18 protein-coding genes are annotated in these 23338 nt (G+C 67.5%); 11 read left to right on the forward strand and 7 right to left on the reverse strand.

The window, feature by feature from the left end:
• Positions 1 to 27: 27 nt before the first annotated feature.
• Positions 28 to 837 carry a hypothetical protein gene (locus Q664_RS34505; RefSeq protein WP_043405518.1) on the reverse strand — a complete coding sequence of 270 codons (810 nt, stop codon included), beginning with the start codon at positions 835 to 837 and terminating at the stop codon, positions 28 to 30.
• A gap of 888 nt (positions 838 to 1725) precedes the next feature.
• On the opposite strand from Q664_RS34505, the gene Q664_RS53060 reads away from it, so the two are divergent.
• On the forward strand, positions 1726 to 2562 hold the full coding sequence (locus Q664_RS53060; protein WP_160174563.1) for a DUF2381 family protein: 837 nt from the start codon (positions 1726 to 1728) through the stop codon (positions 2560 to 2562).
• On the forward strand, positions 2559 to 4412 hold the full coding sequence (locus Q664_RS53065) for a serine/threonine protein kinase (protein ID WP_052519028.1): 1854 nt from the start codon (positions 2559 to 2561) through the stop codon (positions 4410 to 4412). The genes Q664_RS53060 and Q664_RS53065 overlap by 4 nt, the downstream gene beginning before the upstream one ends.
• Before the next feature lie 2187 nt (positions 4413 to 6599).
• On the opposite strand, the gene Q664_RS59500 is transcribed toward Q664_RS53065, so the two are convergent.
• From Q664_RS59500 to Q664_RS34535, 4 genes are all read right to left on the reverse strand, one after another.
• Entirely contained in the window at positions 6600 to 6830 is a 231-nt protein-coding gene (locus Q664_RS59500; protein WP_043405521.1) for a hypothetical protein, read from the reverse strand.
• Between the two features lie 1098 nt (positions 6831 to 7928).
• On the reverse strand, positions 7929 to 8219 hold the full coding sequence (locus Q664_RS34525) for a hypothetical protein (RefSeq protein ID WP_160174564.1): 291 nt from the start codon (positions 8217 to 8219) through the stop codon (positions 7929 to 7931).
• 1045 nt (positions 8220 to 9264) lie between these two features.
• Positions 9265 to 9495 carry a hypothetical protein gene (locus tag Q664_RS34530; RefSeq protein ID WP_043405527.1) on the reverse strand — a complete coding sequence of 77 codons (231 nt, stop codon included), beginning with the start codon at positions 9493 to 9495 and terminating at the stop codon, positions 9265 to 9267.
• Between the two features lie 9 nt (positions 9496 to 9504).
• Positions 9505 to 9822: a DUF2795 domain-containing protein gene (locus tag Q664_RS34535; protein ID WP_043405530.1), complete on the reverse strand. Its 318-nt coding sequence runs from the start codon at positions 9820 to 9822 to the stop codon at positions 9505 to 9507.
• Between the two features lie 180 nt (positions 9823 to 10002).
• Here Q664_RS34535 and Q664_RS34540 point away from each other — a divergent pair, with 180 nt between their 5' ends.
• From Q664_RS34540 to eutB, 5 genes are all read left to right on the forward strand, one after another.
• Positions 10003 to 11607: a YiiX/YebB-like N1pC/P60 family cysteine hydrolase gene (locus tag Q664_RS34540; protein ID WP_052519029.1), complete on the forward strand. Its 1605-nt coding sequence runs from the start codon at positions 10003 to 10005 to the stop codon at positions 11605 to 11607.
• A 13-nt stretch (positions 11608 to 11620) separates the two neighbouring features.
• Positions 11621 to 11899, forward strand: a complete 279-nt coding sequence (locus Q664_RS34545) for a hypothetical protein (RefSeq protein WP_043405533.1) — start codon at positions 11621 to 11623, stop codon at positions 11897 to 11899.
• 69 nt (positions 11900 to 11968) lie between these two features.
• Complete coding sequence (locus Q664_RS34550) at positions 11969 to 12805, forward strand: SirB1 family protein (RefSeq protein ID WP_235216986.1); 837 nt, start codon at positions 11969 to 11971, stop codon at positions 12803 to 12805.
• A gap of 4 nt (positions 12806 to 12809) precedes the next feature.
• Positions 12810 to 13370 (forward strand): NUDIX hydrolase, encoded by a 561-nt coding sequence (locus tag Q664_RS34555; protein ID WP_043405537.1) that lies wholly within the window; start codon positions 12810 to 12812, stop codon positions 13368 to 13370.
• A gap of 91 nt (positions 13371 to 13461) precedes the next feature.
• Positions 13462 to 15798 (forward strand): ethanolamine ammonia-lyase subunit EutB, encoded by a 2337-nt coding sequence (gene eutB, locus Q664_RS34560; protein WP_084610548.1) that lies wholly within the window; start codon positions 13462 to 13464, stop codon positions 15796 to 15798.
• Positions 15799 to 15820: 22 nt separating this feature from the next.
• On the opposite strand, the gene Q664_RS34565 is transcribed toward eutB, so the two are convergent.
• A complete protein-coding gene (locus Q664_RS34565; RefSeq protein ID WP_043405597.1) occupies positions 15821 to 16801 on the reverse strand; it encodes an alpha/beta hydrolase in 981 nt (326 codons plus the stop codon).
• 238 nt (positions 16802 to 17039) lie between these two features.
• Between Q664_RS34565 and Q664_RS34570 the strand changes: the two genes are divergently transcribed.
• Entirely contained in the window at positions 17040 to 17846 is an 807-nt protein-coding gene (locus Q664_RS34570) for a lysophospholipid acyltransferase family protein (RefSeq protein ID WP_043405540.1), read from the forward strand.
• Complete coding sequence (locus Q664_RS34575; RefSeq protein WP_043405543.1) at positions 17843 to 18823, forward strand: SDR family oxidoreductase; 981 nt, start codon at positions 17843 to 17845, stop codon at positions 18821 to 18823. Before Q664_RS34570 ends, Q664_RS34575 begins: the two co-directional genes overlap by 4 nt.
• Positions 18824 to 18838: 15 nt before the next feature.
• On the opposite strand, the gene Q664_RS34580 is transcribed toward Q664_RS34575, so the two are convergent.
• Entirely contained in the window at positions 18839 to 19294 is a 456-nt protein-coding gene (locus Q664_RS34580) for a DUF4265 domain-containing protein (protein ID WP_043405600.1), read from the reverse strand.
• Between the two features lie 125 nt (positions 19295 to 19419).
• Here Q664_RS34580 and Q664_RS34585 point away from each other — a divergent pair, with 125 nt between their 5' ends.
• Both Q664_RS34585 and Q664_RS34590 read left to right on the forward strand, forming a co-directional pair.
• A complete protein-coding gene (locus Q664_RS34585) occupies positions 19420 to 21705 on the forward strand; it encodes a mucoidy inhibitor MuiA family protein (protein ID WP_043405547.1) in 2286 nt (761 codons plus the stop codon).
• Positions 21705 to 23261 carry a DUF4139 domain-containing protein gene (locus tag Q664_RS34590; RefSeq protein ID WP_043405550.1) on the forward strand — a complete coding sequence of 519 codons (1557 nt, stop codon included), beginning with the start codon at positions 21705 to 21707 and terminating at the stop codon, positions 23259 to 23261. The genes Q664_RS34585 and Q664_RS34590 overlap by 1 nt, the downstream gene beginning before the upstream one ends.
• Positions 23262 to 23338: the final 77 nt, after the last annotated feature.

Consider the following 23338-nt stretch of genomic DNA (forward strand, 5'->3'; position numbering starts at 1 on the left):
AGAACCCTGACTCGCGAGCGCTTCGTTTTACGGCGCTTGGGTGTCCAGTTCTCGTTGCGTGGGGATGCGGATCAACAAGCGCATCTTCCGGCGACGATTGTAGCCCACGGAGTAGAACTCGTTCCCAATGGAGATCACCGCTGGAGACGGAGGCTCGGGTTGAGTCGCCAACCAGGTATCCGCCTCCTCACGGGTCGCGAAGGACGCGAGAGGGGGTGCGGTCCTGGCGGAGCGAAGGCCCTCCAGGTACGCCTCGAAGCCATACTCCTCCCCCTCGCGCATCACGAAGTTGAAGGAGATCCTGGCGGTCCTGATGGCTTCGAGTTCCTCGGGTGAGGACATCCGCTTCTCCATCTGATGGAGGTCGTAGCAGGTCCTGTCGTAGAGCTTGAAGAGGCTGAACTTCGTACCAAGGACTGGTCTTGGGGGCTCGGGAGATTCCTCGACTTCTTGAGCGGGCTCATCCCCGGCCTCATCCGTCTGCGTCACTTCTTCAGGAGAGGGAAGGCGCAGCAACTTCCGGTGGCGGAGAGCGCGTGCGTCGACGACGGTATAGAAGTCATTCGCGGCCCTGATGAGGGCGCCGTGAGGTGGGGCAGGATGATTCTGCAGCCAGGTATCCGCCTCATCCTTGGTGATGAAGGACAGGAGGGGTGTCACGGGGGCGGTGTCGAAGTTCTCTACGAATACCGCGAATTCACCTGTCTCGCCCCTGCCCTGAATGAAGCACAGCATGGTCCTGCACACCTTGAGGGCGTCGACCTGGTCCGAGGTAGTGGCATGCCGTTCCACCTCGTGGAGCCGTGCCAGGGTCATCTTGATGAGGTCGAGGTTCATCTCTTCAACTCGCCACGAGCGCGATGGGGGCCAAGATGAAGAATCCCGGCCCGGCCGAAAGAGACACGAAAGCAGCACCAGCGATGACTACTATCGTTCCAGCAAGGAGTTCCTTCCGGTTTCGCTTCAGCCACTCCACTGCATCATTTCCCGTGGAGAACTGGAGCGAGCGAGCCTTCTCCACCTCAAGACATTGCTGATATTCCATCAGACACCTTGTCTGACAAAACCCATACTTGTTTCCGTTATTGCGATTGATGTGGCTTTCGTGGGACGGACGCCTGCGCTTCATACAGTCCCTGACGCAGGCAATTTGCTCCTGGTCGCAATCCCTGGGACGGCGTGAAATGAGGACAATGGCTCCAGTGCTGGGTGGCAGGACATACCCGCTCAGGTCGACCTCGTCAGCGCGCCGCCACGAATGGATGGCTTGACCGTCTGGCGCCTCTCCAATAACGAGCACGAAGTCGGAGATTTCCGCCTCGCTTGGGGATGGAGCGTGATGGGTGCTGACACAAGAGGCAAATGACAATGCGAGGGCTACCGCCCAAAGCAGCCCCCTCCTCCCACGCATGCGCATGGAGCATGCAGCGTTGGGGAGGATGGCTCCAGGGAGGAACGAACGAAGGAGGAGCATGACGTCCGTGCACATTGGCAGAAAGCACCCCGGCTCGCGAGTGCTTTGTCCTCAGAAGACGGCCTGCCATTCCCTCTGGAGTGATGCCATCCAAGCATGTCATCCCACCGAGAGGACGTCGTGACCAGCGACCTGCCGGAACTTCCTGACCTTGGGAGTTCTCTCCATGGGGGCGACGGCGGAAGTGGGTTTCTTCTTGCCCCCAGGAAAGCGCCTCCCCTACCCTGCACTCCTGCCCTGTGAGTGCTCGCGTGCGCCCTGGTTCCTGGCTCCTCGTCCTGTCCATCCTCCTCTCCGTTCCGGCCGCCGCACAGGCCCGGTTGGACTCGCCGTGGATCCGTCGGCGAATGCTCGTGGTCCCCATCCATCCCGGGCAGGTGCCGCCGCTGGAGCTACAGGTGCGCGCGGGTGTGGCCTCGCTCCTCCTGTTCGAAGCACCCCTGAAGCGCGGAGCCGTGACGCTCCCCGAGGACGAGAAACGCCTCCAACTCGTGCCGATAGACGACGGCTCGCTGATCATCGTCCCCATCACGGACCTGTCCGAGGGGACGCAGGTGCCCCTCTCCGTGGAGACCGGGCCCGGAACCGAGCCGCTCCGCTTCGTGCTCGTCACCCGGCCAGACGCGGTGGATATCCAGGTGCGCGTGGTGAAGGGCGAGCCCTCCGCCGATGAAGCCACCTTGTCGGCGCTGGCTCGGAACCTGCTGTCCACAGCGGACGGCCGGGCCACGCTCGCCGTCCCCCAGAGGACGGTGAACCTTCAGCCGCGAGCGTCGCGGGGAGAGGCCGAGTCCGTGCTCTGGATGGAGCGGCGCTTCTTCGCCACCGTGGCCCTGCGCAGCTGCAAGAAGGGCTCCTCCCCGTGGAAGCTGATCCAGGCACGTCTGCGGGCGACACTCGCGGACGGCGTCCTCCTGGAGTGGCCCGCCCACCTGTTCTCTGGAGAAACGGGGGCGATACGTCAGCGCCACATCCTGAGTGGTGTCCTCCCGGAAGGAGCCTCGCGGCTGGATCTGGCTCTGGACGGAGAGGACTCGCCTGGGCCCTTCCAGCCACTCCCCCTCGAAGAAGTACGGGTGCGCCCATGAACGCGCCCCTGCACCCCCAGCAGCTTCGCCCGGGGCATCACATCCGGGACTTCCTCATCGTGCGCCGGTTGGGCGTCGGGGGTTTCTCCTTCGTCTTCCTCGTAGAGCGAGAGGGGCACCGTTGTTCGTTGAAGATGGCGGCCAGGCCCGTCTCGAAAGAGGACGAGGATCGGGTCGACGACTGGATACGCCGCGAGGTGGCCTCCCTGGAGCACCTGGAGCACCCCCACCTGCTGCCAGTGCTCGAGCGGGGCCGGTGGCCCGACCCGGAGACGGGATACACCTATTTCGTCACCCCTTACGTCGCTGGAAGCACCTTCCACGTCTGGCGCTGGCACGAACGCGCCACGTTGCAGAGGAGCGTGGGCGTGGTGTGCGAGTTCTTGAAGTCGCTCGAGGTGCTGCACGAGCGCGGCATATGCCACCGGGACGTGAAAGCGGAGAACCTGCTGGTGCGTGAGGGAGACGACGCGCCCTTCCTCATCGACTTCGGTACGGTGCACCTGCCCTGTGCGCTCGTCCTGACAGATGGGCTCGCGCCGGGAACGCTCCATTGCCAACCACCCGAGGCCGTCCTCTTCCTGGCGTCCCTGCTCTCGTCGGACCCGCCCCGGGACGCCCGGCTGGAGGCCCGCCCCGCGGCGGATCTGTATGCCGTGGGCGTACTGCTGTACGAAACACTCACCAACTGCCGTCCCTTCAGCACGCGGGTGCCACTGGAGCATTTGCTGGCGGCCATCGCCTCCACGCCGCCGTTGGAGCCCGGACGGCTCGCGCCCGGTGCCCCTGAGTCGTTATGCGGGCTGACCCTGCGGCTGCTGGCGAAGGAACCCGCCCAACGTCCTCCGAGCGCCCGGGTGGTCCGCGAGGAGTTGGAGCGGCTGCTCGGGGAAGAGGGACACACCGCGTCCTGGCAGGCTCCGGCACAGCGCCCCGCCGAGTGCACGCGGGTGCGGGAGCTGTTTCCGGATGTGGACCTGCTGGAGGAGCCACGAGAGGAACCCACGGAACCGGAGCCCTCCGCCCCTCCTCCGGAGAACCCTCCGCCCGAGCACGCGGGGTGGACGGGAAGGTGGCTGCGGCGCCTGGCCGCGCTGGCCCTCGGAATGGGAGTGCTCGGGATAGGGTGGATGCTGCTCCGCGCGGAGCCCACCGCACCGGTCAATCCGGCGCATTCCGAGAAAGGAACATCTCCCATGCCGCCTCTTGCCACCGAAGCACCCGATACCTCTTCCACGCCGCCTGTGGCGGGCTCACGCAGGTGCGCGCTGCTCACCAGCCTGTTGGGAGCGGCCACCGCACAGATGCTCGGGTGCGCCACCACTCCCGTGCGGCCCGACCCCATCGGATACCTGGCGAGTTGCTCTCCCGAGGCCCGTGCCACCCCGGTCAAGCTGGGCATCAAACCCGACGAGCAGGGCTCCTTCATCGAACCGGAATCGGGCACTCCCGTGTCGGATGAATCCATCGAGGATGGAGGTGCCCTCAACCTCAAGCCGGGCCCCATCACCGCATCCATGTTCGTGGAGATGAACGGCCAGGAGCTGTACCTGAAGATCACCGGCGAGGTGGTGACGACGCCCCAGCGTGTCTACATCCAGTTCGACAGGCTCTATCTGTCGGACGGCACCATGTATCCCATCTGTGGCGTGGCCCTGGATGGCAAGCACCAGTACGGCATTCCAACGTACGCGAAGTTCCCCATGCATGGCGCCAAGGTGGACCCGGCGCGGGTGGACAAGAGCCCGGGCAGCGTGGTGCTCAACGACCCGCGCTTCGAGACGGTGTTGCAGGGGCCCGAGGGATACTACGTGCCCCGCGTCAGCATGGCCCCGCCGGACTGGCGCTGAGCGACCGGGCCCGTACCGAGGCAGCGGCGCTCCGCGCGCCGCGTGTCTCCGGAAGGGACACATGAATCCGAGAGCTGCTCACTTGCCGAAGTCCACCCTACAAAACCCGGGTTCGCTCTCGGAGAATCCCACACATTTCTCACCTGGTCCGCAGGCGCCCGGTGCGTCTGAGTTGCATTGTCGGGCGCAGCGGTCTCCGATGCACGAAAAGCCATCGGGGCACGATTGCGACTGGGAATCGCAGGTAAGCAGACACTGCATCCGCACCTCATTTCGTGACGCTCGAGCCGAGACTTCGCATTTTTGACCCACCGGGCAGGGGTCGAGCTGGCAGTCCGGCCCTTGCACCCGTGCGCAAATCGATACGCCATGCTTCAATGCCACGCATCGCTGCCCATCGGGGCAGGAGCGCCCCTCACACGTCGGCAGACATACGGAGCCCTTCGCATCCGCGGCATGACAGTATTGGCCCTCCGGACAACTCCGAGGATCCTGAAGCTGGCAGGGGCGACGGCACTTCCTGTGGGTACACACCAGTCCTGGCGCGCACGCCATGCTCCGGGAGATGGGCAATTCCATGCACAACTTCCCCTCCGCCTCCTCACCGGGGGCACCACAAAGGCGCACCACGCGGTCACCCGCTGCGATGGAGTAGCAGGAAAGGCCCTGGCTGCAGTCCGCGTCTGTCGCACAGGTGCTCGCCACACACGCATGATCCAGCATGAGCTGGCCGCGCAGGCAGACGAGCGGAGCGTCGCAGTCCTCATTCCTTTCGCAGGACCGCTCAAAGGTGAGCAACCGTCTTGTCTCGTCTGGAGGGAGCATGGGGACAAGTCTGCTCCCCTGCTTGTGCGCGACAGCGGCCCCATCCGAGCCGACCAGCAACAGCCTGTTCAAAACCCACATCAACGGGACCAGCAGCACAAGGCCCGACCCAACGGCAAGCCACGCCCGCCACTTCACTTCCCGCCTCTCTTCTCCATCTCCTGCCTGCAGGCCTCCATGCAGTCATCGTAGTCGTCAGGCCCACACACGACATCGACGTCCGCAGGGCGGCAACGGCCACGGGCTAGTCTGTTGATCTCGTCCTTGAGGAGGGCTTGATGAAGGACTCCCGCATCTCCCCCACCGGGCACCCTGTCTCCAGCGCCACCAACAATCCCCATGCCACCAGGTACGCGCGATTCATCGGACCACTCCCGGCAAAACCCCTTGGAGCCGTGAACCATAGAGGCCGCAAGCCAGACGAGTCCACCCCAATGGTCAGACCGAGCACGTGCGAGCAGCCCCACTGCATCGGGCGCCGGGCACTTCATGGCTCGAGGTCGAAGATACACACGCCTGGGGCGCGCTCCGAGAATCCCGCGCACACCTCCCTCGGACCGCACGAGCCAGGTGCATCCGAGGTGCAGCGCTGACGGCATCTCCCCCCGATACACGACAAGCTCTCGGGGCATGAAGGTCCCTGCTTGCCACAAGGAAGCGCGCACTTCATCCACACCTGCCCATGCGCCTTCCCGGCCGAGACGTCGCATACCTGACCCGCTGGGCAGGGATTGAGCTGGCAATCCGTTCCATGCACCCGCGCGCACACTGAAACGCCATGGTTCAGCGCCACGCATCGTTCACCCCCGGCACAGGTCCGTCCCTCGCAGGTCGGCAGACACACGGGCCCCTTCACATCCGCGGCACTACAGAAATAGCCAGCGGGACAGCCCTGGGGCTCCTGCGGCGGACAGGGGCGGCGGCATCTCATCTGGGTACACACCAGGCCCGGAGCGCATGCCCAGCTCCGTTCACGAGGGAGCTCCGTGCAGAACTCCCCCTCCGCGACTTCGCCTGGTGCGCCACACATGCGCACTACGCGTTCACCCGCTGCGATGGAATAGCAGGAAAGGCCACTGCGACAGTCCGCATCCGTCACACAGGTGCTCGCCACACAGGCCATCTTCCACTTCAATTGGCGAAGGCAGACGAGCGGAGCCTCGCAATCCTCATTCCCCGTACAAGACCTCGCGAAGGTGAGTAATCGGCTCGTCTCGTCCGGCGGAAGCATGGGGACGAGTCTGCTCGCCTCATTTCTTGCAACGGGCACATTCAGCTCACCGACCAGTAACTTGCTCAAGACCCAGATCAGTGGGAGCGGGAGCAGAAACGCCAGCAGGACAGCAAGCCGGGCGCGCCACTTCATTTCCGGTCCCTCTTGTTCATCTTAACGATGCATGCCGCCATGCAGTCATTGTATAACTCGTCCCCACACCGCTCCTGGATGTCCGCGGGTTGGCAACCGTCATGAGACAGTTCATTGGCGAGGTCCATGAGCATGGCCTGGCGCAGCACTCCCGCCTCACCACCCACGGGACAACCTGTCCCAAGCATCAGCACCAGCAGCCCTGCCGTCACGCGCACGCGGTTCATCACCCTGGCCCCTCGAGTCCGAACGAACTCGGAGCCTACATGGCCAACCTCGAGAAAAGCCACCGCATGCCAGGAAAAAACAGCCCGAGGGCTATTACGTGCCCCGTGTCGATCTGGCTCCGCCGGACTGGCGCTGAGTGCTTCCGCTCGGGCGCGTTGAACCGCGGCGCTTCGCGCGCCGCGTGTCACTGGGAGAAAGATGAGGCGATGCGCACGCGCATCACCCGTCGAGGTCGAGCATACACAGCCCGGGGTGGTCCTCCCGTAGACCGGCGCATTCCTCCATTGGCCCGCAGGCGCCCGGCGCATCCGAGGTGCATCGCTGGATGCAGTGACCATTCAGGCACGAGAAGCCCTTGGGACATGAGCTTGCCTCGGGCTCACATTCAAGCAGACACCTCATCTTCACTGCATTCCGTGATTCTCGAGCCGCAATATCGCACACCTGCCCCGCTGGGCAGGGATTGAGTTGGCAATCCGTTCCATGTACCCGCGCGCAAATCGATACGCCATGCGCCAGGGCCACGCACCGCTGCCCCTCGGGGCAGGAACGTCCCTCGCAGGTCGGCAGACACACGAAGCCCTTCACATCCGCAGCATGACAATAATAGCCCTGCGGACAACTCCCTGGCGTCTCGGGTTGGCAAGGACGGCGGCAAGACTTGTGCGTACAAACCAGGTCCGGCGCACACGCCATGCGACGAAAGCGGGGCAGTTCCATACAAAACTCCCCTTCCACGACCGCACCTGGCGCACCACAGAGCCGCACCACGCGTTCACCCGCTGCGATCGAGTAGCAGGAGAGGCCCTGGCCGCAGTCCGCATCCTTCGCGCAGGTACTCGCCACACAGGCCTTCTTCAACATGAACTGATCACGAAGACAGGCGAGCGGAGCTTCGCAGTCTTCATTCCCTTCACAAGGCCGCTTGAAGGTGAGCAAACGGCTCGTTTCGTCCGGAGGAAGCATGGGGACCAACTTGCTGCCATGCTCGTATGCGACGGGCACATCCAATCCGCCAAGCATCAGCCTGCTCGTGGCCCACATCAATGGGACTGGCAGCAGAAGGCCCAATGCAATGGCGAGCCACGTACGCCACTTCATTTCCAGCCCCTCTTCTCCCTCTCACTCAGACAATCCGTCATGCACTCCTTGAACCTGGGCCCACACGCGGCTTGGAGTTCCTCCTCCGGACAGTTGTCATGGGCCATCTCCTCGATCAGGTCCTTGAGCATGGCCTGGCGCAGCACTCCCGCCTCACCACCCACGGGACAACCTGTCCCAAGCATCAGCACCAGCGTCCATGCCACCACGTATACGCGGTTCATCACCCTGGCCCCTCGAGTCCGAACGAACTCGGAGCCTACATGGCCAACCTCGAGAAAAGCCACCGCATGCCAGGAAAAAACAGCCGCGCCTGGCTCCTCCCATTCCGAAGCCTCCGAGACACAAGGTAGACCCAGCGCGGGTGGACAAGAGCCCGGGCAGTGTGGTGCTCAACGACCCGCGCTTCGAGACGGTGTTGCAGCGGCCCGGACGACCTGAAACCGGGCACGTCTCACTTGCTGGAATCGATGACACAAAACCCAGGCTGGCCCTCGGAGAATCCCACGCACTTCTCCCTCGGCCCGCAGGTGCCTGGAGCGTCCGAGCTGCATTGTTGGTGGCAGCGCTCGCTCATGCACGAGTACCCCTCGGGGCACGAGGGCCCCTGTTCGCCACACGGAAGCGCGCATTTCATCCATACATCACTTTTCAGCTCTTGGGCCGAGACGTCACACACCTGCTCCGCCGGGCACGGGTTGAGCTGGCAATCCGTGCCATGGACCCGCGCGCACACGGAGGCTCCGTGCGGCAGCGACACGCACCGTTGTCCCGCCGGACAAGATTGCCCCTCGCAGGTCGGCAGACACACGGGTCCCTTCGCATCCGCGGCACTACAGAAATACCCACTGGGACAGTCCTGGGCCTCCTGGAGCCGGCAGGTGCGGCGGCATCTCTTGCCAGTACACATCAGACCCGGCGCGCACCCCATTTCCGGTTTGAGGGGCAACTCCACGCAAAACATCCCCTCTGTCGCCTTGCCTGGGGCCCCACACCTGCGGACCACGCGTTCACCTGTACGGATGGAGTAGCAGGAGAGTCCTTCGCTGCAATCCGCATCCGTCTCACATTGACTGGCCACGCAGGCCGCCTTCCACATCAATTTGCCTCGGAGGCAGACGAGGGGAGCATCGCAATCCGCATCTGCGCTGCACGGCTTTTCAAACGTGAGCAGCCGTCTCGCCTCGTCTGGCGCGAGGATTGGAACCATCCTGCTGCCATCCTCGCGCGTTTCAGACGTCTTCAGGCCTCCCAGCAGCAGCTCGTTCAGCGCCCACATCAATGGGATTGCCAATGAAAACGCCAGCAGGACGGCAAGCCGGGCTCGCCACGTCATTCCCGGCTCCTTCTCACCCTCGCCATCTCCTCCTCACAGGCGGCCTTACAGGCGTCGTAATCCTCCACGCGCACACGGTTCATCGCCCTGGCCCCCTGAGTCCAAAGGAACTCGGAGCCTACACAGCGGACCGCGTGAGAAGCCACCGCGCCCCGGAAAACCACAGCGCCCGCGAGGTCCGGCCGCTGCTGGCCGGCGCCCGCGAGCGCCTCGACTGCCTCTGTCATCCCCCGTGACTACGGATGCCGCGAGTTCCCATCCGGGGCGTTCTCCACCAGGTCCCGGCCGATGTTGCGCCGATCCCGATCCACCCCATCATCATCGCGCAGGCCGCCGCTCGCGAAACGCCGCGCCGCCTCCGCCAGGTCTCGCATCGCCTCTTCGCGAGACTGGTACTCCTCCCGTGGCAGCGACTTGAGGACGTTGATGATGTCCACGTACGCACCGTTGTCCGCCGCGGCCATGACAATCTGCTCGCGCGTGGCCGGGTAGTCCACGGAGTCCAGGTGGGGCGTGATGGAGAGTGCCGGGTTCTCCGCAAATCCGAATGCCATCTCGTGTCCTGTGCCTTTCCGCCCGGGCTTCCCTCTCCACTCCCGGGCCTCGGCTTCAACGTGTGGATGGAATGTCCGGCGGGCCACCTCGGCATCGCCCCTTCGTCCATGCCTCCCGGGCGGCCTTCCGGCCAGGGCCAGGGTAGACTGCCGCTCCCCAGAACTCCTCCGGGACTCCCGATGCTCCTCACTCCCCTGCTCGTCACCTGGCTGGCGCTCTCCCCGCCTTCCGCCGCTCCCTCGCCCGCTCCCCAGACACCCGAGACTCCTTCCTCCGACGCAACGAGCGTCTACTCGCTCGATGACGGCGCCTTCGTGGACCAGGCGCTCCGGGACCTCGAGGCCATCGAGCGCTACGCCCAGGGTCTTCGCGCCCTGCAAGCGCAGATCTCCAAGACGCGCGGCCTCTACGACCGCAAGCAGGACGTCCCCTACTCGCCGGACGAGAAGCGCACCCTGCTCACCACCTGGGCGGCCTTCTCCGATTACTTCGCCTCGCTCGAGCTCATCCGCCAGCGTTACTGGGACTTCGTCAAGCAGCCGGCCCCCACCCGGCAGACGAAGCACGCCTGGGGCTTCCTGCTCACCCACGGCGCGCTCACCACCGAGCTGGCCCACGGACTCACGTACGCGGAGCTCACCAACGGCCGCAAGCAGCTCGAGGTGCTCCTGGACGAGTCCGCCGAGGAGTACGGCCTGCCCGCCGGCACCTTCGCCCGCTTCAAGGAGAAGGCCATCCACGTCTCCACCACCACCCAGCTCCTGACGGGTGACACCTACGCCGAGCAGCTCCGGCCCCTGCTGAAGAAGACGGGCATCCTCAACGTGCGCCGCGCCGTGTGGCTCATCCAGGAGACGCGGCTCAACTCCAAGGCGGCCCGCGGCAAGCTGCTCGAGCGCGGCTTCACCCTCTTCGCCAAGGCCGGCGCGGACGTGCTCAAGGACTCCACCGCCAGCGCTGTCTTCCCCGTGCAGCGCTCGGTGGCCGAGTGGATGGGCGACACCCGGGTGAAGCGCATCGGCCAGCCCCTCATCCGCCGCGAGCAGACGCTCGCCCTCCTGGCCCACCTGCAGCCGGGCGACATCCTGGTGGCCCGGCAGAACTGGTACCTCTCCAACATCGGCCTTCCCGGCTTCTGGCCCCATGCCGAGCTCTACGTGGGCACGCCCCAGGACTGGGCCGCCTTCCTCGATGGCGACCCCGGCGTGCGCGACTGGCTGAAGACGCTGCCCGGCGCTCCCCAGACGCTCGCCCAGCACCTGGCCCGCGAGTACCCCTCCAAGTGGGCCACCTATACCGCCCCGGACAGCCACGGCGACGCCCTCCGCATCATCGAGTCCATTAGCGAGGGCGTCTCCTTCACCGGCCCCGAGCACGGCATGCACGTGGACTACCTCGGCGTCATGCGCCCGCGTCTGTCCCCGGTGGAGAAGGCCCGCGCCATCGCCCGCGCCTTCCACCTCCAGGGCCGGCCCTATGACTTCAACTTCGACTTCTTCTCCGACGCCTCCCTCGTGTGCACCGAGCTCGTCTACAAGTCCTATGCCCCCTCCCAGGACATGACGGGCGTGCGCATCGGCCTGGTGGACGTGGCCGGCCGGCGCACCCTGCCCGCCAACGAAATCGTCCGCCTCTTCGACTCCGAGTACGGCCAGCCCGGCCAGCAGCTCGATTTCGTTGCGTTCCTCGACGGCCGTGAGCAGGAGCGGGATGCCGTGCAAGGCGATGTAGAGTCCTTCCGGCGCACCTGGCGCCGGGTGAAGTGGGACGTCGCCCAGCAGTGACGAGAGGAGACACATGACGGAAGAGAGCGGACTCGAGATGCTGGAGATTTCCGGCAAGCTCTTCGAGCGGATGATTTCCCAGCAGCAGGCCAAGGTCCTCCGCCTGGCCCGCGAGGTGGTGCCCAACATCACCCCCGAGGAGTTGCGCAACCCCCATGACTTCCCGAAACTCAAGGAACACCCGACTTTCGAGTTCGAGGACGGTCTCCTTTCGGGACTCATCTCCGCCCAGGTGGCGATGCGGGCGGAGCTCAAGGGCCGGTTGTTGCCCCCCGAACCCCCTGGGAGCTGACTGCCTGCCTGCCTTTGCCGTTCCCTCTTGCCTGGGTTAGTCCTTCCCGCCGTGAGCATCACCTCGACCTTGAGCCCGTCAGTCGCCCGCGAACGCCTCGTTTCCGCGCTCGCGGCCGATCCACCCCGGTTGGATCTGGCGGCATTGGCCATCGCGACGCTCAACCGGCCGGAGCTGGACACCTCGGCGTACCTGCACACGCTGGACGCGCTGGCGGCCCGGGTGCAGTTGGAGATGGAGCGGCACACCGGTCATGGCGAGGTGCTCGCCGGCCTCACCGCGCTGCGCCACGTGCTCGCGGACATCGAGGGCTTCAGCGGCAACGAGGACGACTACCAGGCGCCGGAGAACAGCTTCCTGGACCAGGTGCTGGAGCGGAAGGTGGGCCTGCCCATCACCCTCTCCGTGGTGTACCTGGAGGTGGCGCGGCGCGCGGGTATTCCCCTCTACGGCGTGCCCTTCCCCGGGCACTTCCTGGTGGCCTGCAGCGCGGGAGACCACAAGCTGGTGGTGGACCCGTTCCACGGCGGGGAGATCCTCACCGAGGAGGGCTGCAAGGAGCTGCTGGAGCGGGTGGCGCCGCAGCTGCGCTTCAACCCCTCCATGCTGGCGCCGGCACCGGTGGAGCTCATCACCTACCGGATGCTGTCCAACCTGCGCCGGGTGTTCCTGGAGCGCGACGAGAGCGAGCGCGGGCTGGCGGTGGTGGACCTGCTGCTGATGCTGGCCCCCAACCATCCAGGCGAGCTGCGCACGCGGGCGGCGCTGCTGGCCAACCTGGGGGCCTACCGGGCGGCGCTCAAGGACGTGGAGCGCTGCCTGGAGCTGTCGCCCGAGGCACCGGACCGGGATCGGCTGGAGCTGACGGCCCGGGAGTTGCGCGAGCGCGCCGAGCTGTTGAACTGAGCCGATGAGCTCCATCAAACCGTGGCCCCGCCTGCGCCGGGGCCTGGAGTACGACTACCGCGTCCTCAAGGTCCGCCAGGACATGGTCGCGGATCCGCGCACGGGCCACGAGCATCCCCGCGTCATCATCGACAGCGCCGACTGGGTGAACGTCATCGCGGTGACGCAGGACGATCAGCTCGTGCTCATCCGCCAGTTCCGCTTCGGCACCCGGGAGACGACGCTGGAGGTTCCCGGCGGCCTCGTGGAGCCCGGAGAGGATCCCGGGGCGGCCGCCGCGCGCGAGCTGGAGGAGGAGACGGGGTACGTGCCGGGCCGCGTGGTGAGGCTCGGCCAGGTGCACCCCAATCCCGCCATCCAGAGCAACGTGTGCCACAGCTACCTGGCGCTCGACTGCGTGAAGCAGCACGAGGGCAGGCAGGAGGCGGGGGAGGACATCGCCGTGGAGCTGCACCCCCGCTCGGCGGTGCCCCAGCTCATCCTGGGTGGGGCCATCACCCACTCGCTGGTGGTGGTGGCCTTCTACCTGGAGCACCTGCTCGCCCAGGCGGGAGAGAAGCGCTGAAATTTGCCGGGGGGTGCTCCGCGTTGGAGGGGGCCCCCCGTGACACCCGGCCGGGGCGGCACTAGCCTCTTTCCCCCGAGGTGAGTTCGCCATGGCCGAAAGCCTGACGCAGCCCCGCGAGGAGCGCTCCGAGCCGCTTCCCGCAGCCCCACTCCCCGGCGCCAGCGCCGAGGCCGCTCGTTCCCACGAGAGCGCCCCGGCCCGCGTCTCCATCCCCAGCCTCCTCCCCGGCGAGGACGTGTTCGCCTACGTGCGGCGCGTGCACGGCGCCTTCGAGCCCCGGCTGTACCAGCAGGTGGTGGGCGCGGCGAACGAGTTCAAGGAGGGGGACGCGGCCATCGGCGTCGCCGCGGCCGACGAGGAATCCCGCCGCAACGCCCGGGAGCTGCTCGCGCGCACGCGCATCGGCGACCTGGACGCGTATCCGCTCATCCAGGAGCGGCTCCACACGGAGCGGCTCTACACGTACATGCAGGGAGCGCTCGACGCGAAGGCCCAGGCACGCACCGCGGGCTGGACGCTCGGCGAGCTCAAGGCCTTCCTGCTCTCCGCGAGCGAGGAGGACATCCACGAGCTCAAGGGCGGGCTGAGCAGCGACGTCATCGGCTGCGTGGTGAAGCTGATGAGCAACGAGGAGCTCGCCGCCGTGGGGCGCGAGGTCTTCAATCCGCTCCCCGGTAGCAAGGTGGGCGCCAGGGGCTACCTGGGCGCGCGCATCCAGCCCAACTCGCCCACGGACCACCCGGAGGACATCCGCTGGCAGGTCTTCAACGGCTGGAGCTTCGCCCTGGGAGACGTGGTGCTCGGCACCAACCCGGTGTCCTCGGCGCCCGAGTCCGTGGCCGCCGTGGAGTCCGCCCTGCACGACATCCTCGTGACGTTCGGGCTGAGGGACGTGATGCCCCACTGCGTGCTGGCGCACGTGGACGTGCAGGCGGTGGTGGAGGCCATGCAGCCGGGCACCACCGGCATCTGGTTCCAGAGCCTGGGCAGCACCGAGGCCGCCAACCGCACCTTCGACGTCACCCTGGAGAAGATGGAGACACACGCCGCGGCGCGCACCGGGCGCTGGGGCATGTACTTCGAGACGGGCCAGGGCGCCGACGCCACCAACGGCCATGCCGCCGGGGTGGACATGGTGGTGCACGAGTCGCGCAAGTACGGCTTCTCGCGCGCCCTCACCCAGCGCATCGCCGCCGCGCAGGCCCGCGCCGGCCGCGAGCCCGCTCCGCATGTCATCGTCAACGACGTGGCCGGCTTCATCGGCCCCGAGGTGTTCCGCACCCGGGAGCAGCTCGTGCGCTGCTGCCTCGAGGACATCGTCATGGGCAAGCTGCACGGCCTGACGATCGGCCTGGACGTCTGCTCCACGCTGCACATGGACGTGTCGCTGGACGACCTGGGGTGGTGCCTGGAGCAGCTCATGCCGGCCAACCCGGGCTACCTCATGGCGCTGCCCACCCGGAATGATCCCATGCTCAGCTACCTGACCACGGGCTTCCAGGACCACGTCCGCCTGCGCGAGCGGTTCGGCTACAAGGTGGATGACCGGATGTGGGCCTTCTTCCAGAAGCTGGGCGTCATCGACGCGGAGGGCCGCCCCACCGGGCACTTCGGGGACCCCGCCTGGGTGTACCTCCAGTACCGCCGCCACAAGGGCGACACGCGCCCGGACGCGGACGTGCTCGCCGAGGCCGCGCGGCAGATGGCCGAGGTGCGCGCCCGCGGCGTGCCGCTCGCCGTGGGCCATGGCGAGCACCCGTGGGACCTGGAGCCCTCGCTGGACGCCGAGCTGCGCCGCCTCTACGACGACGCGAAGGCCGGCCTCTGGTCCGACCTCACTCCGGACTTCATCGCGTCGATTCCCGGCGCCGTGCCCCTGCGCACCCGCGCCTCCACCCGCCGCGACTACATCCTCCACCCGCCCTCCGGCGAGCAGCTCGAGCCCGCCGCCGAGCGCGTGCTGGAGTCCCTGCGCGCGCGCCATGCGGGCCGGTACGACGTGCAGCTCGTCATCTCGGACGGGTTGGACGCGCGCTCGCTCATGGACGAGGGCCACCTGCGGCCCTTCCTCACCGCGCTGCGCACCCGGCTCGAGGCCGCTGGCCGCCGGGTGGCGCCCGAGCACCTCGTGCTGTCCCTGGGGCGCGTGCGGGCCGGCTACCGCGCGGGGGAGATTCTCTTCGCGGACGCGGCGGCGGACGGGCCTCGTGCCCTCATCCACGTCGTCGGCGAGCGCCCCGGCTCCGGGCACCACAGCTTCTCCGCCTACGTCACCGCGCCTCCTGCCGGCGTCTGGGCCCGGCCGGGCACGGTGGACCACAACATCACCCGCGTGGTGGCCGGCATCTCCGACACCAGCCTGCGTCCCGAGGCCGCCGCGACGGAGGTGGCGCGCATCCTGGGCGAGCTCACCTCCGCGTCCTGAGCCTCGGAGCGCGTCCCGGGCCTCAGCGAACCACCAGGCGCAGCCACAGGTCGATGGCCGCCCAGCCCCGCTCCTTGCCGTAGTGGCCGTTGAAGACGTGCCCGGTGTTGTCCAGCGTGTCCACCCACACCAGGCGGGAGCGCGGGTACATCCTCGCCTCGGCCCTGGCGTAGGAGGCCGACGCCACCAGGTCGTTCTCCCCCAGTTGCACCATCACCGGCACCCGGATGTCCGCCGTCGGAATGGACGCCGGCGAGCCCAGCATGGTCAGCAGGTCCAGGTACTGGCCGCGCGTCACGGCGTCCGCCGTCTCGTTGTCGTAGGCGATCAGCTCCGGGTTGGAGTGCGCCGGGTCATAGAAGAGCGCGCTGCGCATCTCGCTGGGGATGTGGATGTAGGGGCCCTGCTCGAGGAAGCCCAGGAGCACGCTCTGCTCCACCGGCACCTCGTGCGCGGTGTTCAGCCAGCCCGTGTTCACCAGCGCCTGCGCATCGCCGTACTGTGCCTGCGCGAAGGTGGCGATGAGCGCCCCGTTGGAGTGCCCCACGTAGATGAGCGTCTCGAAGGTGTTCTTCGCCGCCGTGGCCCGGAGGTGCCGCGCCACCTGGTGAAGGGCGCTCGCCGACTCCGCCAGGTTCAGCGCGTCCCCATCCAGCTTGTCGCTCTCGCCCGTGCCCGGCAGGTCCAACGCGAGCACCGCGTAGTTCCGCCGCGCCATGTACCGCGCATACGAGTAGTCCTGGCCGTCCACCTCTGGCATGTCCCAGTAGCCGTGGTTGTAGGTGATGCCATGGGTGAGGATCTGCACCGGACGGTTCTTCAGGCTGCCCTGGTAGTAGAGGTAGCCCACCACCGTGTACCGCTGACCGTTGGCCAGCCGCACCGGGAACTCCCTCCGCTCCACCTTCACGCCCTGAGACCCGTGGGCCTCGGCCATCGCCGGAAGAGCCAGCGCCAGCAACAACACCAACCAGGCGCTCATCGAACGGATCGTCTTCTTCATCTCCACCCTCCCTCTTGCAGCCATTCCGGAAATCCCTGCTTCCTAAAAATAACGGGAGAGCCTGATATTCCTGACCTTCTAGTACTTCCAATGAAATTAACTTTTCAACAAAAACTCAAGGTGAGGGGAAGTGGGTCCTGGCATAGGGACCCGGAGTGCGAGGGACCGCGACACTTGCCCCCGGGAGCGGGCGGGATCTGACACGATGGTGGGGCGTATCCCGGGAGGGGGAGAAGGCGTGAAGCAATCCGAGTCGGTGAAGGAGCGGCTGGAGCGGCTGGAGTTGCCATTCAACGCGTACGGAGTGGACCCGTACGGAGTGTCCAAGTGGCACCTGCGCGTCATCTTCGAGATGATGAGCTTCTTCTACCGGAGCTACTTCCGGGTGCGCTGCCACGGAATCGAGCACATCCCGGCGCGCGGCAGGGCCATGGTGGTGGGCAACCACTCGGGCGGGGTGGCGGTGGACGGGGCCATGGTGGTCACCTCGTGCCTCCTGGAGATGGAGCCACCCCGGCTGGCGCAAGGCATGGCGGAGAAGTTCATCGCCGCCACGCCGGTGGCCTCCACGTGGGCCAGCCGCTGCGGCCAGTTCCCCGGCCTGCCCGAGCTCGCCGCCCGCCTGCTGGAGGAGGATCGGCTGCTGATGATCTTCCCCGAGGGCGCGCGCGGCACCGCGAAGCTCTACCCGCAGCGCTATGACCTGGTGGATTTCGGCACGGGCTTCATGCGCCTGGCGCTCAAGACGCGCACGCCCATCATCCCCTTCGGCTTCCTGGGAGGCGGGGCGGCCATTCCCACGGTGGCCAACCTCTACGGGCTGGGCAGGGCGCTCGGAATGCCCTACGTGCCCGTCACTCCGTACGTGCTGCCGCTGCCGCTTCCCGTGCCACTGGAGATCCACTATGGCGAGCCCATGGTGTTCGAGGGCACGGGCAACGAGGAGGACACGGTCATCCAGGGGTACGTGGAGCAGGTGAAGGAACGCATCGCGGGCATCATCGAGCGGCGCCGTCACGAGCGCTGGAAGGGCGTGGCGTCATGAGGGTCCTCATCCTGGGGATTGGCGGAGCGGTGGCCCGGCGCGTGGCGCTGCAATTGAGGGACAAGGGACACACGGTGTCCGGCATCGACACGCGGCCGTGGGAGGACGCGCCGGCGGACATCGAGGTGCACGACGTGGACCTGCGCAAGCGGCCCGCCGAGGACGTGTTCCGGACGCGGCGGCCCGAGGTGGTGGTGCACATGGCCACGGTGACGTCGCTGCGCGTGCAGGGCGAGGAGCGCCACCGCATCAACCTCGGCGGCACGCGCGTGGTGTTCGAGCACTGCCGGACCTACGGGGTGAAGCACGCCGTCTTCGTGGGCCGGCACACGTTCTACGGTGCGGCGCCGGACTCGGTGCTGTACCACACGGAGGACGAGCCGCCGAAGGAGCTGGCCTCCTTCCCGGAGCTGGCGGACCTGGTGGCCGCGGACCTGTACGCCTCGACGGCGCTGTGGCGTTACCCGGAGCTGACCACGTCGGTGCTGCGCGTGTGCTACTCGCTGGGGCCGTCGGCGCAGGGCACGCTGGCCACGTTCCTGCGCGGCCGGCGGGTGCCCATGGTGGCGGGGTATGATCCGCTCTTCCAGTTCCTGCACGAGGACGACGTGGCGTCGGCCATCGCGCTCGCGGTGGAGAAGCGGGTGCGCGGTGTGTACAACGTGGCGGGTCCGCAGCCGCTGCCGCTGTCCGTCATCATCCGGGAGGCTCAACGCCAGCCCGTGCCACTGCCGATGATGGTGTTGCGTCAGCTCATCGGCCGATTCGGACTGCCGAAGCTGCCGCCCGGGGCGCTCTACCACCTGCAGTACCCCATCGTGGTGGACGCGAGGGCCTTCAAGGAGGCCACCGGCTTCACCTACCGCTTCGATGAGGTACGGACCATCGAGTCCTTCCTGGCGGACCACCCTCCCCCACGCCCACGCCGGGAAGAGCTCTTCGACCGGCTCGAGGCGCTCGGAGTGCTGAAGCAGTGATGGCCCGGCGTGCCATCAACGCCCAAGGCACGCCTCCTCGTACTCCCAGCGCTCGGAGGCAGTCCCTGTCTCGAGCAGGCTCCTCACTGAATCCAGGGGGACGGCCGGAGGGACATCGACAGCCATCAGGTTGGGAATGTGGCTCAGTTCGGTGTCACACCCGAGCGCCTCCAGTTCCTGGCGCAGAGCCGGAACCTCCGAGGCTTCGTAGACGATGACGCGCAAGGTGCTGTGCCCGGAGGGGCGAACAACCTCGACAAAGCCCCGCGTGCCATCGTCACGACGGACCGCCGAGACAACATCCTCATAGGCGACTCCACTCGCGAAGAAGGGGATGTTGCCCAAGCGGTAGAGCCCATTGCCAACAGGTGTGGCCCACATGCTTTCGCACGTGACAGGCGGATAGCCATCCTCATCCTGCTCGAGTTCGAAGAAGACCTTGACCAGCTGCTCGGATTCTTCACCGGCCATTTGAGTGGAGCGTATCAAGCACACGTGCCACGCCGCTCCCATTCTCCTCCCCTACCTCACCAGGGCTCGCGCTCCCTCTGCATCCCGGCTAGCCTCCGCGTGCAATCTCGACCCAGGGGGCTTCGATGGTCGTCGTACCGTCCACGCTGGATGCCGTCACCGTGCACGCCGAGGGCGCGCTCTGCACGCGCCTGGCCGCGGTGCCGTCCAACAACGGCCGGCTTCCCAATCAGGTGCGCATCGAGAGCCTGCCGCTCGGGCTGCGCACCGGCTCGCTCCGGGCCGCCGTGCTGAAGGGCCCTCAGGGGCTCCGCGTGCGGGACATCCGCCCCGTCTACGATGTGCGGCTGCCGCCGGAGACGGACCTCCCCGCCGAACAGCGCGCCCTGGAGGAAGCCAGGGAGAGGCTCAACACCGTCTCCTCCGAGCTGGTGCGGGTGCGGCAGGAGGTCGCCACCCTCCAGAAGCTCAAGCCCTCCTTCCCGCCCCGGAAGAAGGACGAGCCTCACGAGCCGCGTGAGTCCGCCCTCACCGCCATCCTCTCGCTCGCGGGCTTCCTCGATTCGGAGCTCGCCTCCCTGAACGCCCGGCAGCTCGAACTGGAGCGCCAGCAGCGCGACGCAACTGAAGAGGTGGAGTTGCGTCAGCGGCGGCTGGAGGAGGGCTCGTCCGCGGTGCGCGGCCAGCGTGCCCAGCTCTACCGGGCGGCCATCATCACCCTCTCCGAGGTGGGCCCCGCGGACGAAGCCGCGCAGCTCGCGCTCGAGTACGCGGTGTACGGTGCCCGCTGGGTACCAGGCTACGACCTGCGGATGCCCCAGACGCTCGACGGAGGCACGCTGCGCATGCGCGCCTCCATCATCCAGCGCACCGGTGAGGACTGGAGCAACGTGCGGCTGGCCCTCTCCACCGCGAACCTGGAGCGGCGCGCCGATGTACCAGAACTGAAGGCCCTGCGCATCGGCCGGCGCCAGCCGCCTCCGGCCCGCTCGGGCTGGCGAGAACCGCCCCCAGGGCTCGACGAGCTGTTCGTTGGCTACGACACCGCCCGGCCCCTGATGCCTCCGCGTCCCGAGCCCAGACTGGAGCGCAGGGCGCCCGAGCCCGTGTACGCCGAGGCGCCCATGCCTCAAGGCGCGGTGCTCATGGAGGAGGCCGCGGCTTCACCCTCTCTCCCCAAGCCGATGCGCGCATCCCATGCCATGCCTTCCGTGTCGGCGCCTCCCCCCATGCAGGTAGCCGGAGCCGCCACTGGCTCCTTCCGCGCGGGAGGCCCCCCTCCCCCGCCCCGGGCACCAGCCCCCGGAGGAGCGCCCGCGGCCCCGAAGAAGGCGAGCTCGAGCCTCATGAAGCGCCGTGTGGTCGCCGATGAAGCGCCCATGGAGATGATGAAGGAGGCGGCTCCCGAGGAGCTCGAGGACACGGACGGGTACGGTTACGCCTCACAGGATCTGGACACCCTGGGTGGCGGTGGCGGTGGCGGCCCGGCGGACACTCCCGCCCGTCCCACCGGCCTGGAGCCGGCGGTGGATCTGCTCGACTACGGCAGCCTGGAGCTGGCGGGCGTGGAACAACCCGGACAGCGCGGACGGTTGCAGCCCCAATCCGAGGACAAGTCCCGGGAGCTGTTGATGCTGCTGGGAGTGCACGTGCGCGTGGACGTCTTCACGCTCGTGGCCCTGTACGAGCAGACGGCGGCCTCCGTGCACCACGCGGCGCCCCCGGCCTGGTCCGTGCCGCCACGCCAGTCCACGCCGCACTTCGACTACCGCTTCGACGTGGAGACGCGCGCCGACGTGCCCTCGGACGGCGTGTGGCACACCGTGCCCGTCTTCTCCGCCCCCGTGGGACTGAGCGCCGAGTACATCTGCGTGCCCTCGATGGAGCCGCGCGCCTTCCGCACCGTGAAGGTGGAGAACCGCACGCCCCACGCATTGCTCGCCGGCCCGGTGGACATCACCCTCGGCGACGAGTTCCTGATGACGTCTCCCCTGCCCACGCTCTCCCCCGGTGCCACGCAGCGACTGGGGCTGGGCGTCGAGGAGTCCATCAAGGTGTCGCGCAACACGCGCTTCGACGAGGCCTCCGGCGGCGTATTCGGCGGCTCCAACATGCTCACCCACCACGTCCGCGTCGAGCTGGCCAACCGGACCTCACAGCGTGTCACCGTGGAGGTGCTGGAGCGGGTGCCCGCGGTGCCCTCCGCGTCGGAGAAGGACATCAAGGTGGACGAGGCCGAGGTGCGGCCCGCCTGGAGCAAGCGCGCGCTGCTGCCCGGAGAGACGCCCGTGGAGGGCGAGCGGGCGTGGAAGGTCACGCTGCAGCCGGGTGAAGCGCAGACGCTGAACGCGACGTGGGCCGTACGGATTCCCTCGAGCAAGATGCTCGTGGGCGGCAACCGGAGGACGTGATGAGCAACCCCATCCATCTCCCCATCGTCAAGGTGACCCTCCTCGAGGATCGTGCGCTGGTGGAGCGCCGCGCGGACGTGGTGCTTCCCGCCGGACCGCAGCGGCTGCGCGTGGAGGGGCTCTCGCCGCTCGCGGTGGACCGGTCGCTTCAGGCCCAGCTCACGGGAGGCACGGTGGCGCAGGCGCGCGTGAGCCGCATGTGGAAGGAGAAGCCTCGCGGCGAGAGCGCGCGGGCGCAGTGGACGGAGCTGCGCCGCCGCGTGGAGGACCTGGAGGCCGAGTGGAAACGCGCACAGGTGGACGTGCAGCGGCTGCGGGCCCGGATGGAGGTGGTGAACGTGGCCCGCGAGGACGTGTTGCGGGCCATCGCCGAGCTGTCGGGCGCCGGCCGTGCCAAACCAGAGTCCTGGCACGAGCAGCTCGCGACGGTGCGCAAGGAAACGGCCTCCGTCGAGGACGCGCTCCAGAAGGCACATGGCCACGTGGAGGAGACGTCACGGCGGCTGGCGGAGGCCCGGGCGGCGCTCGTCCAGAGTGAGCAGCCGGAGCAGCAGCTCGTCACATCGGCGGAGCTGGAGGCGAACCACCCGGCGGGCGGGACGGTGTCCCTGCGCGTGACCTACCTGGTGCCCTGCGCGGTGTGGCGGCCGGCGTACCGGGCCACCCTGGCTCCGGCCGAGGGCGGTGAGGCGGTGACGCTCGAGTGTGAGGCCGTGGTGTGGCAGCGCACGGAGGAGGAGTGGAAGGACGTGGAGCTGCTGTTCTCCACGGCGCGGCCGACGCTGGGCGCCTCGCCGCCGCGGCTGGTGGAGGACTGGCTGCGGCTGCGCGACAAGAGCGAGCAGGAGAAGCACACGGTGGAGGTGAGCATCCGTGAGGAGGTCATCCAGACCACCGGCGAGGGAGGCGCCAGCAAGGTGGAGTCCATGCCGGGCCTGGACGACGGCGGAGAGGCCCTGACGCTCCGGGCAACCCACCGGGTGACGGTGCCCAGCGACGGAGCGCCGCACCGTGTGCCGCTGTTCCAGTTCAGCGCCCCGGCGGCGTCCGAACTCATCGGCTACCCCGAGCACTCGCCGCTGGTGCATCGGGTGGCGCGCTTCGACAACCGGGGCCCGGCGGTGCTGCTGGCCGGCCCGGTGGATCTGGTGCGCTCGAGTGGCTACGTGGGCCGCTCGCAGCTCAAGTTCACCGGAGTGGGCGAGAAGCTCAAGCTGGGCTTCGGCAGCGAGGACACACTGCGCATCGCGCGGCTGGTGGACTCGAAGCAGGACACCCAGCGCCTCACCGGCAAGCGCACGCGGACGCACCAGGTGAAGCTGTTCCTCTCCAACACCGGCCCCCGCGCGGAGAAGGTGGTGCTCGAGGAGCGCATGCCCGTCTCCGAGGTGGAGGCCGTGGAAGTGAAGCTGCTGCAGGAGCAGACGAAGCCCGCCCCCGCGAAGGTGAGCGAGGACGGCATCGTGCGCTTCGAGCTGGCCGCCCCACCCCGCTCGCAGCAGGAGCTGGCCTTCGCCTACTCGGTGGCCAGCTCCGCCAAGGTGGCCGGGCTCTAATCCCTTTCAGGAATGTGACCGATATCCCCTCTCCCCTCGGGAGAGGGTCGGGGTGAGGGTATCTGTCCCCGTTCTCC

It is taken from the genome of Archangium violaceum Cb vi76 (genome assembly GCF_000733295.1).
Lineage (GTDB): Bacteria > Myxococcota > Myxococcia > Myxococcales > Myxococcaceae > Archangium > Archangium violaceum.

What these genes read in the sequence shown, in the direction of transcription:
- Q664_RS34505 (WP_043405518.1), bottom strand. Translation starts at nt 837, where the DNA reads ATGAACCTCGACCTCATCAAGATGACCCTGGCACGGCTCCACGAGGTG.
- Q664_RS53065 (WP_052519028.1), top strand. Translation starts at nt 2,559, where the DNA reads ATGAACGCGCCCCTGCACCCCCAGCAGCTTCGCCCGGGGCATCACATC.
- Q664_RS59500 (WP_043405521.1), bottom strand. Translation starts at nt 6,830, where the DNA reads ATGAACCGCGTGCGCGTGACGGCAGGGCTGCTGGTGCTGATGCTTGGG.
- Q664_RS34530 (WP_043405527.1), bottom strand. Translation starts at nt 9,495, where the DNA reads ATGACAGAGGCAGTCGAGGCGCTCGCGGGCGCCGGCCAGCAGCGGCCG.
- Q664_RS34535 (WP_043405530.1), bottom strand. Translation starts at nt 9,822, where the DNA reads ATGGCATTCGGATTTGCGGAGAACCCGGCACTCTCCATCACGCCCCAC.
- Q664_RS34540 (WP_052519029.1), top strand. Translation starts at nt 10,003, where the DNA reads ATGCTCCTCACTCCCCTGCTCGTCACCTGGCTGGCGCTCTCCCCGCCT.
- Q664_RS34545 (WP_043405533.1), top strand. Translation starts at nt 11,621, where the DNA reads ATGACGGAAGAGAGCGGACTCGAGATGCTGGAGATTTCCGGCAAGCTC.
- Q664_RS34555 (WP_043405537.1), top strand. Translation starts at nt 12,810, where the DNA reads ATGAGCTCCATCAAACCGTGGCCCCGCCTGCGCCGGGGCCTGGAGTAC.
- eutB (WP_084610548.1), top strand. Translation starts at nt 13,462, where the DNA reads ATGGCCGAAAGCCTGACGCAGCCCCGCGAGGAGCGCTCCGAGCCGCTT.
- Q664_RS34565 (WP_043405597.1), bottom strand. Translation starts at nt 16,801, where the DNA reads ATGAAGAAGACGATCCGTTCGATGAGCGCCTGGTTGGTGTTGTTGCTG.
- Q664_RS34575 (WP_043405543.1), top strand. Translation starts at nt 17,843, where the DNA reads ATGAGGGTCCTCATCCTGGGGATTGGCGGAGCGGTGGCCCGGCGCGTG.
- Q664_RS34580 (WP_043405600.1), bottom strand. Translation starts at nt 19,294, where the DNA reads ATGGCCGGTGAAGAATCCGAGCAGCTGGTCAAGGTCTTCTTCGAACTC.
- Q664_RS34585 (WP_043405547.1), top strand. Translation starts at nt 19,420, where the DNA reads ATGGTCGTCGTACCGTCCACGCTGGATGCCGTCACCGTGCACGCCGAG.
- Q664_RS34590 (WP_043405550.1), top strand. Translation starts at nt 21,705, where the DNA reads ATGAGCAACCCCATCCATCTCCCCATCGTCAAGGTGACCCTCCTCGAG.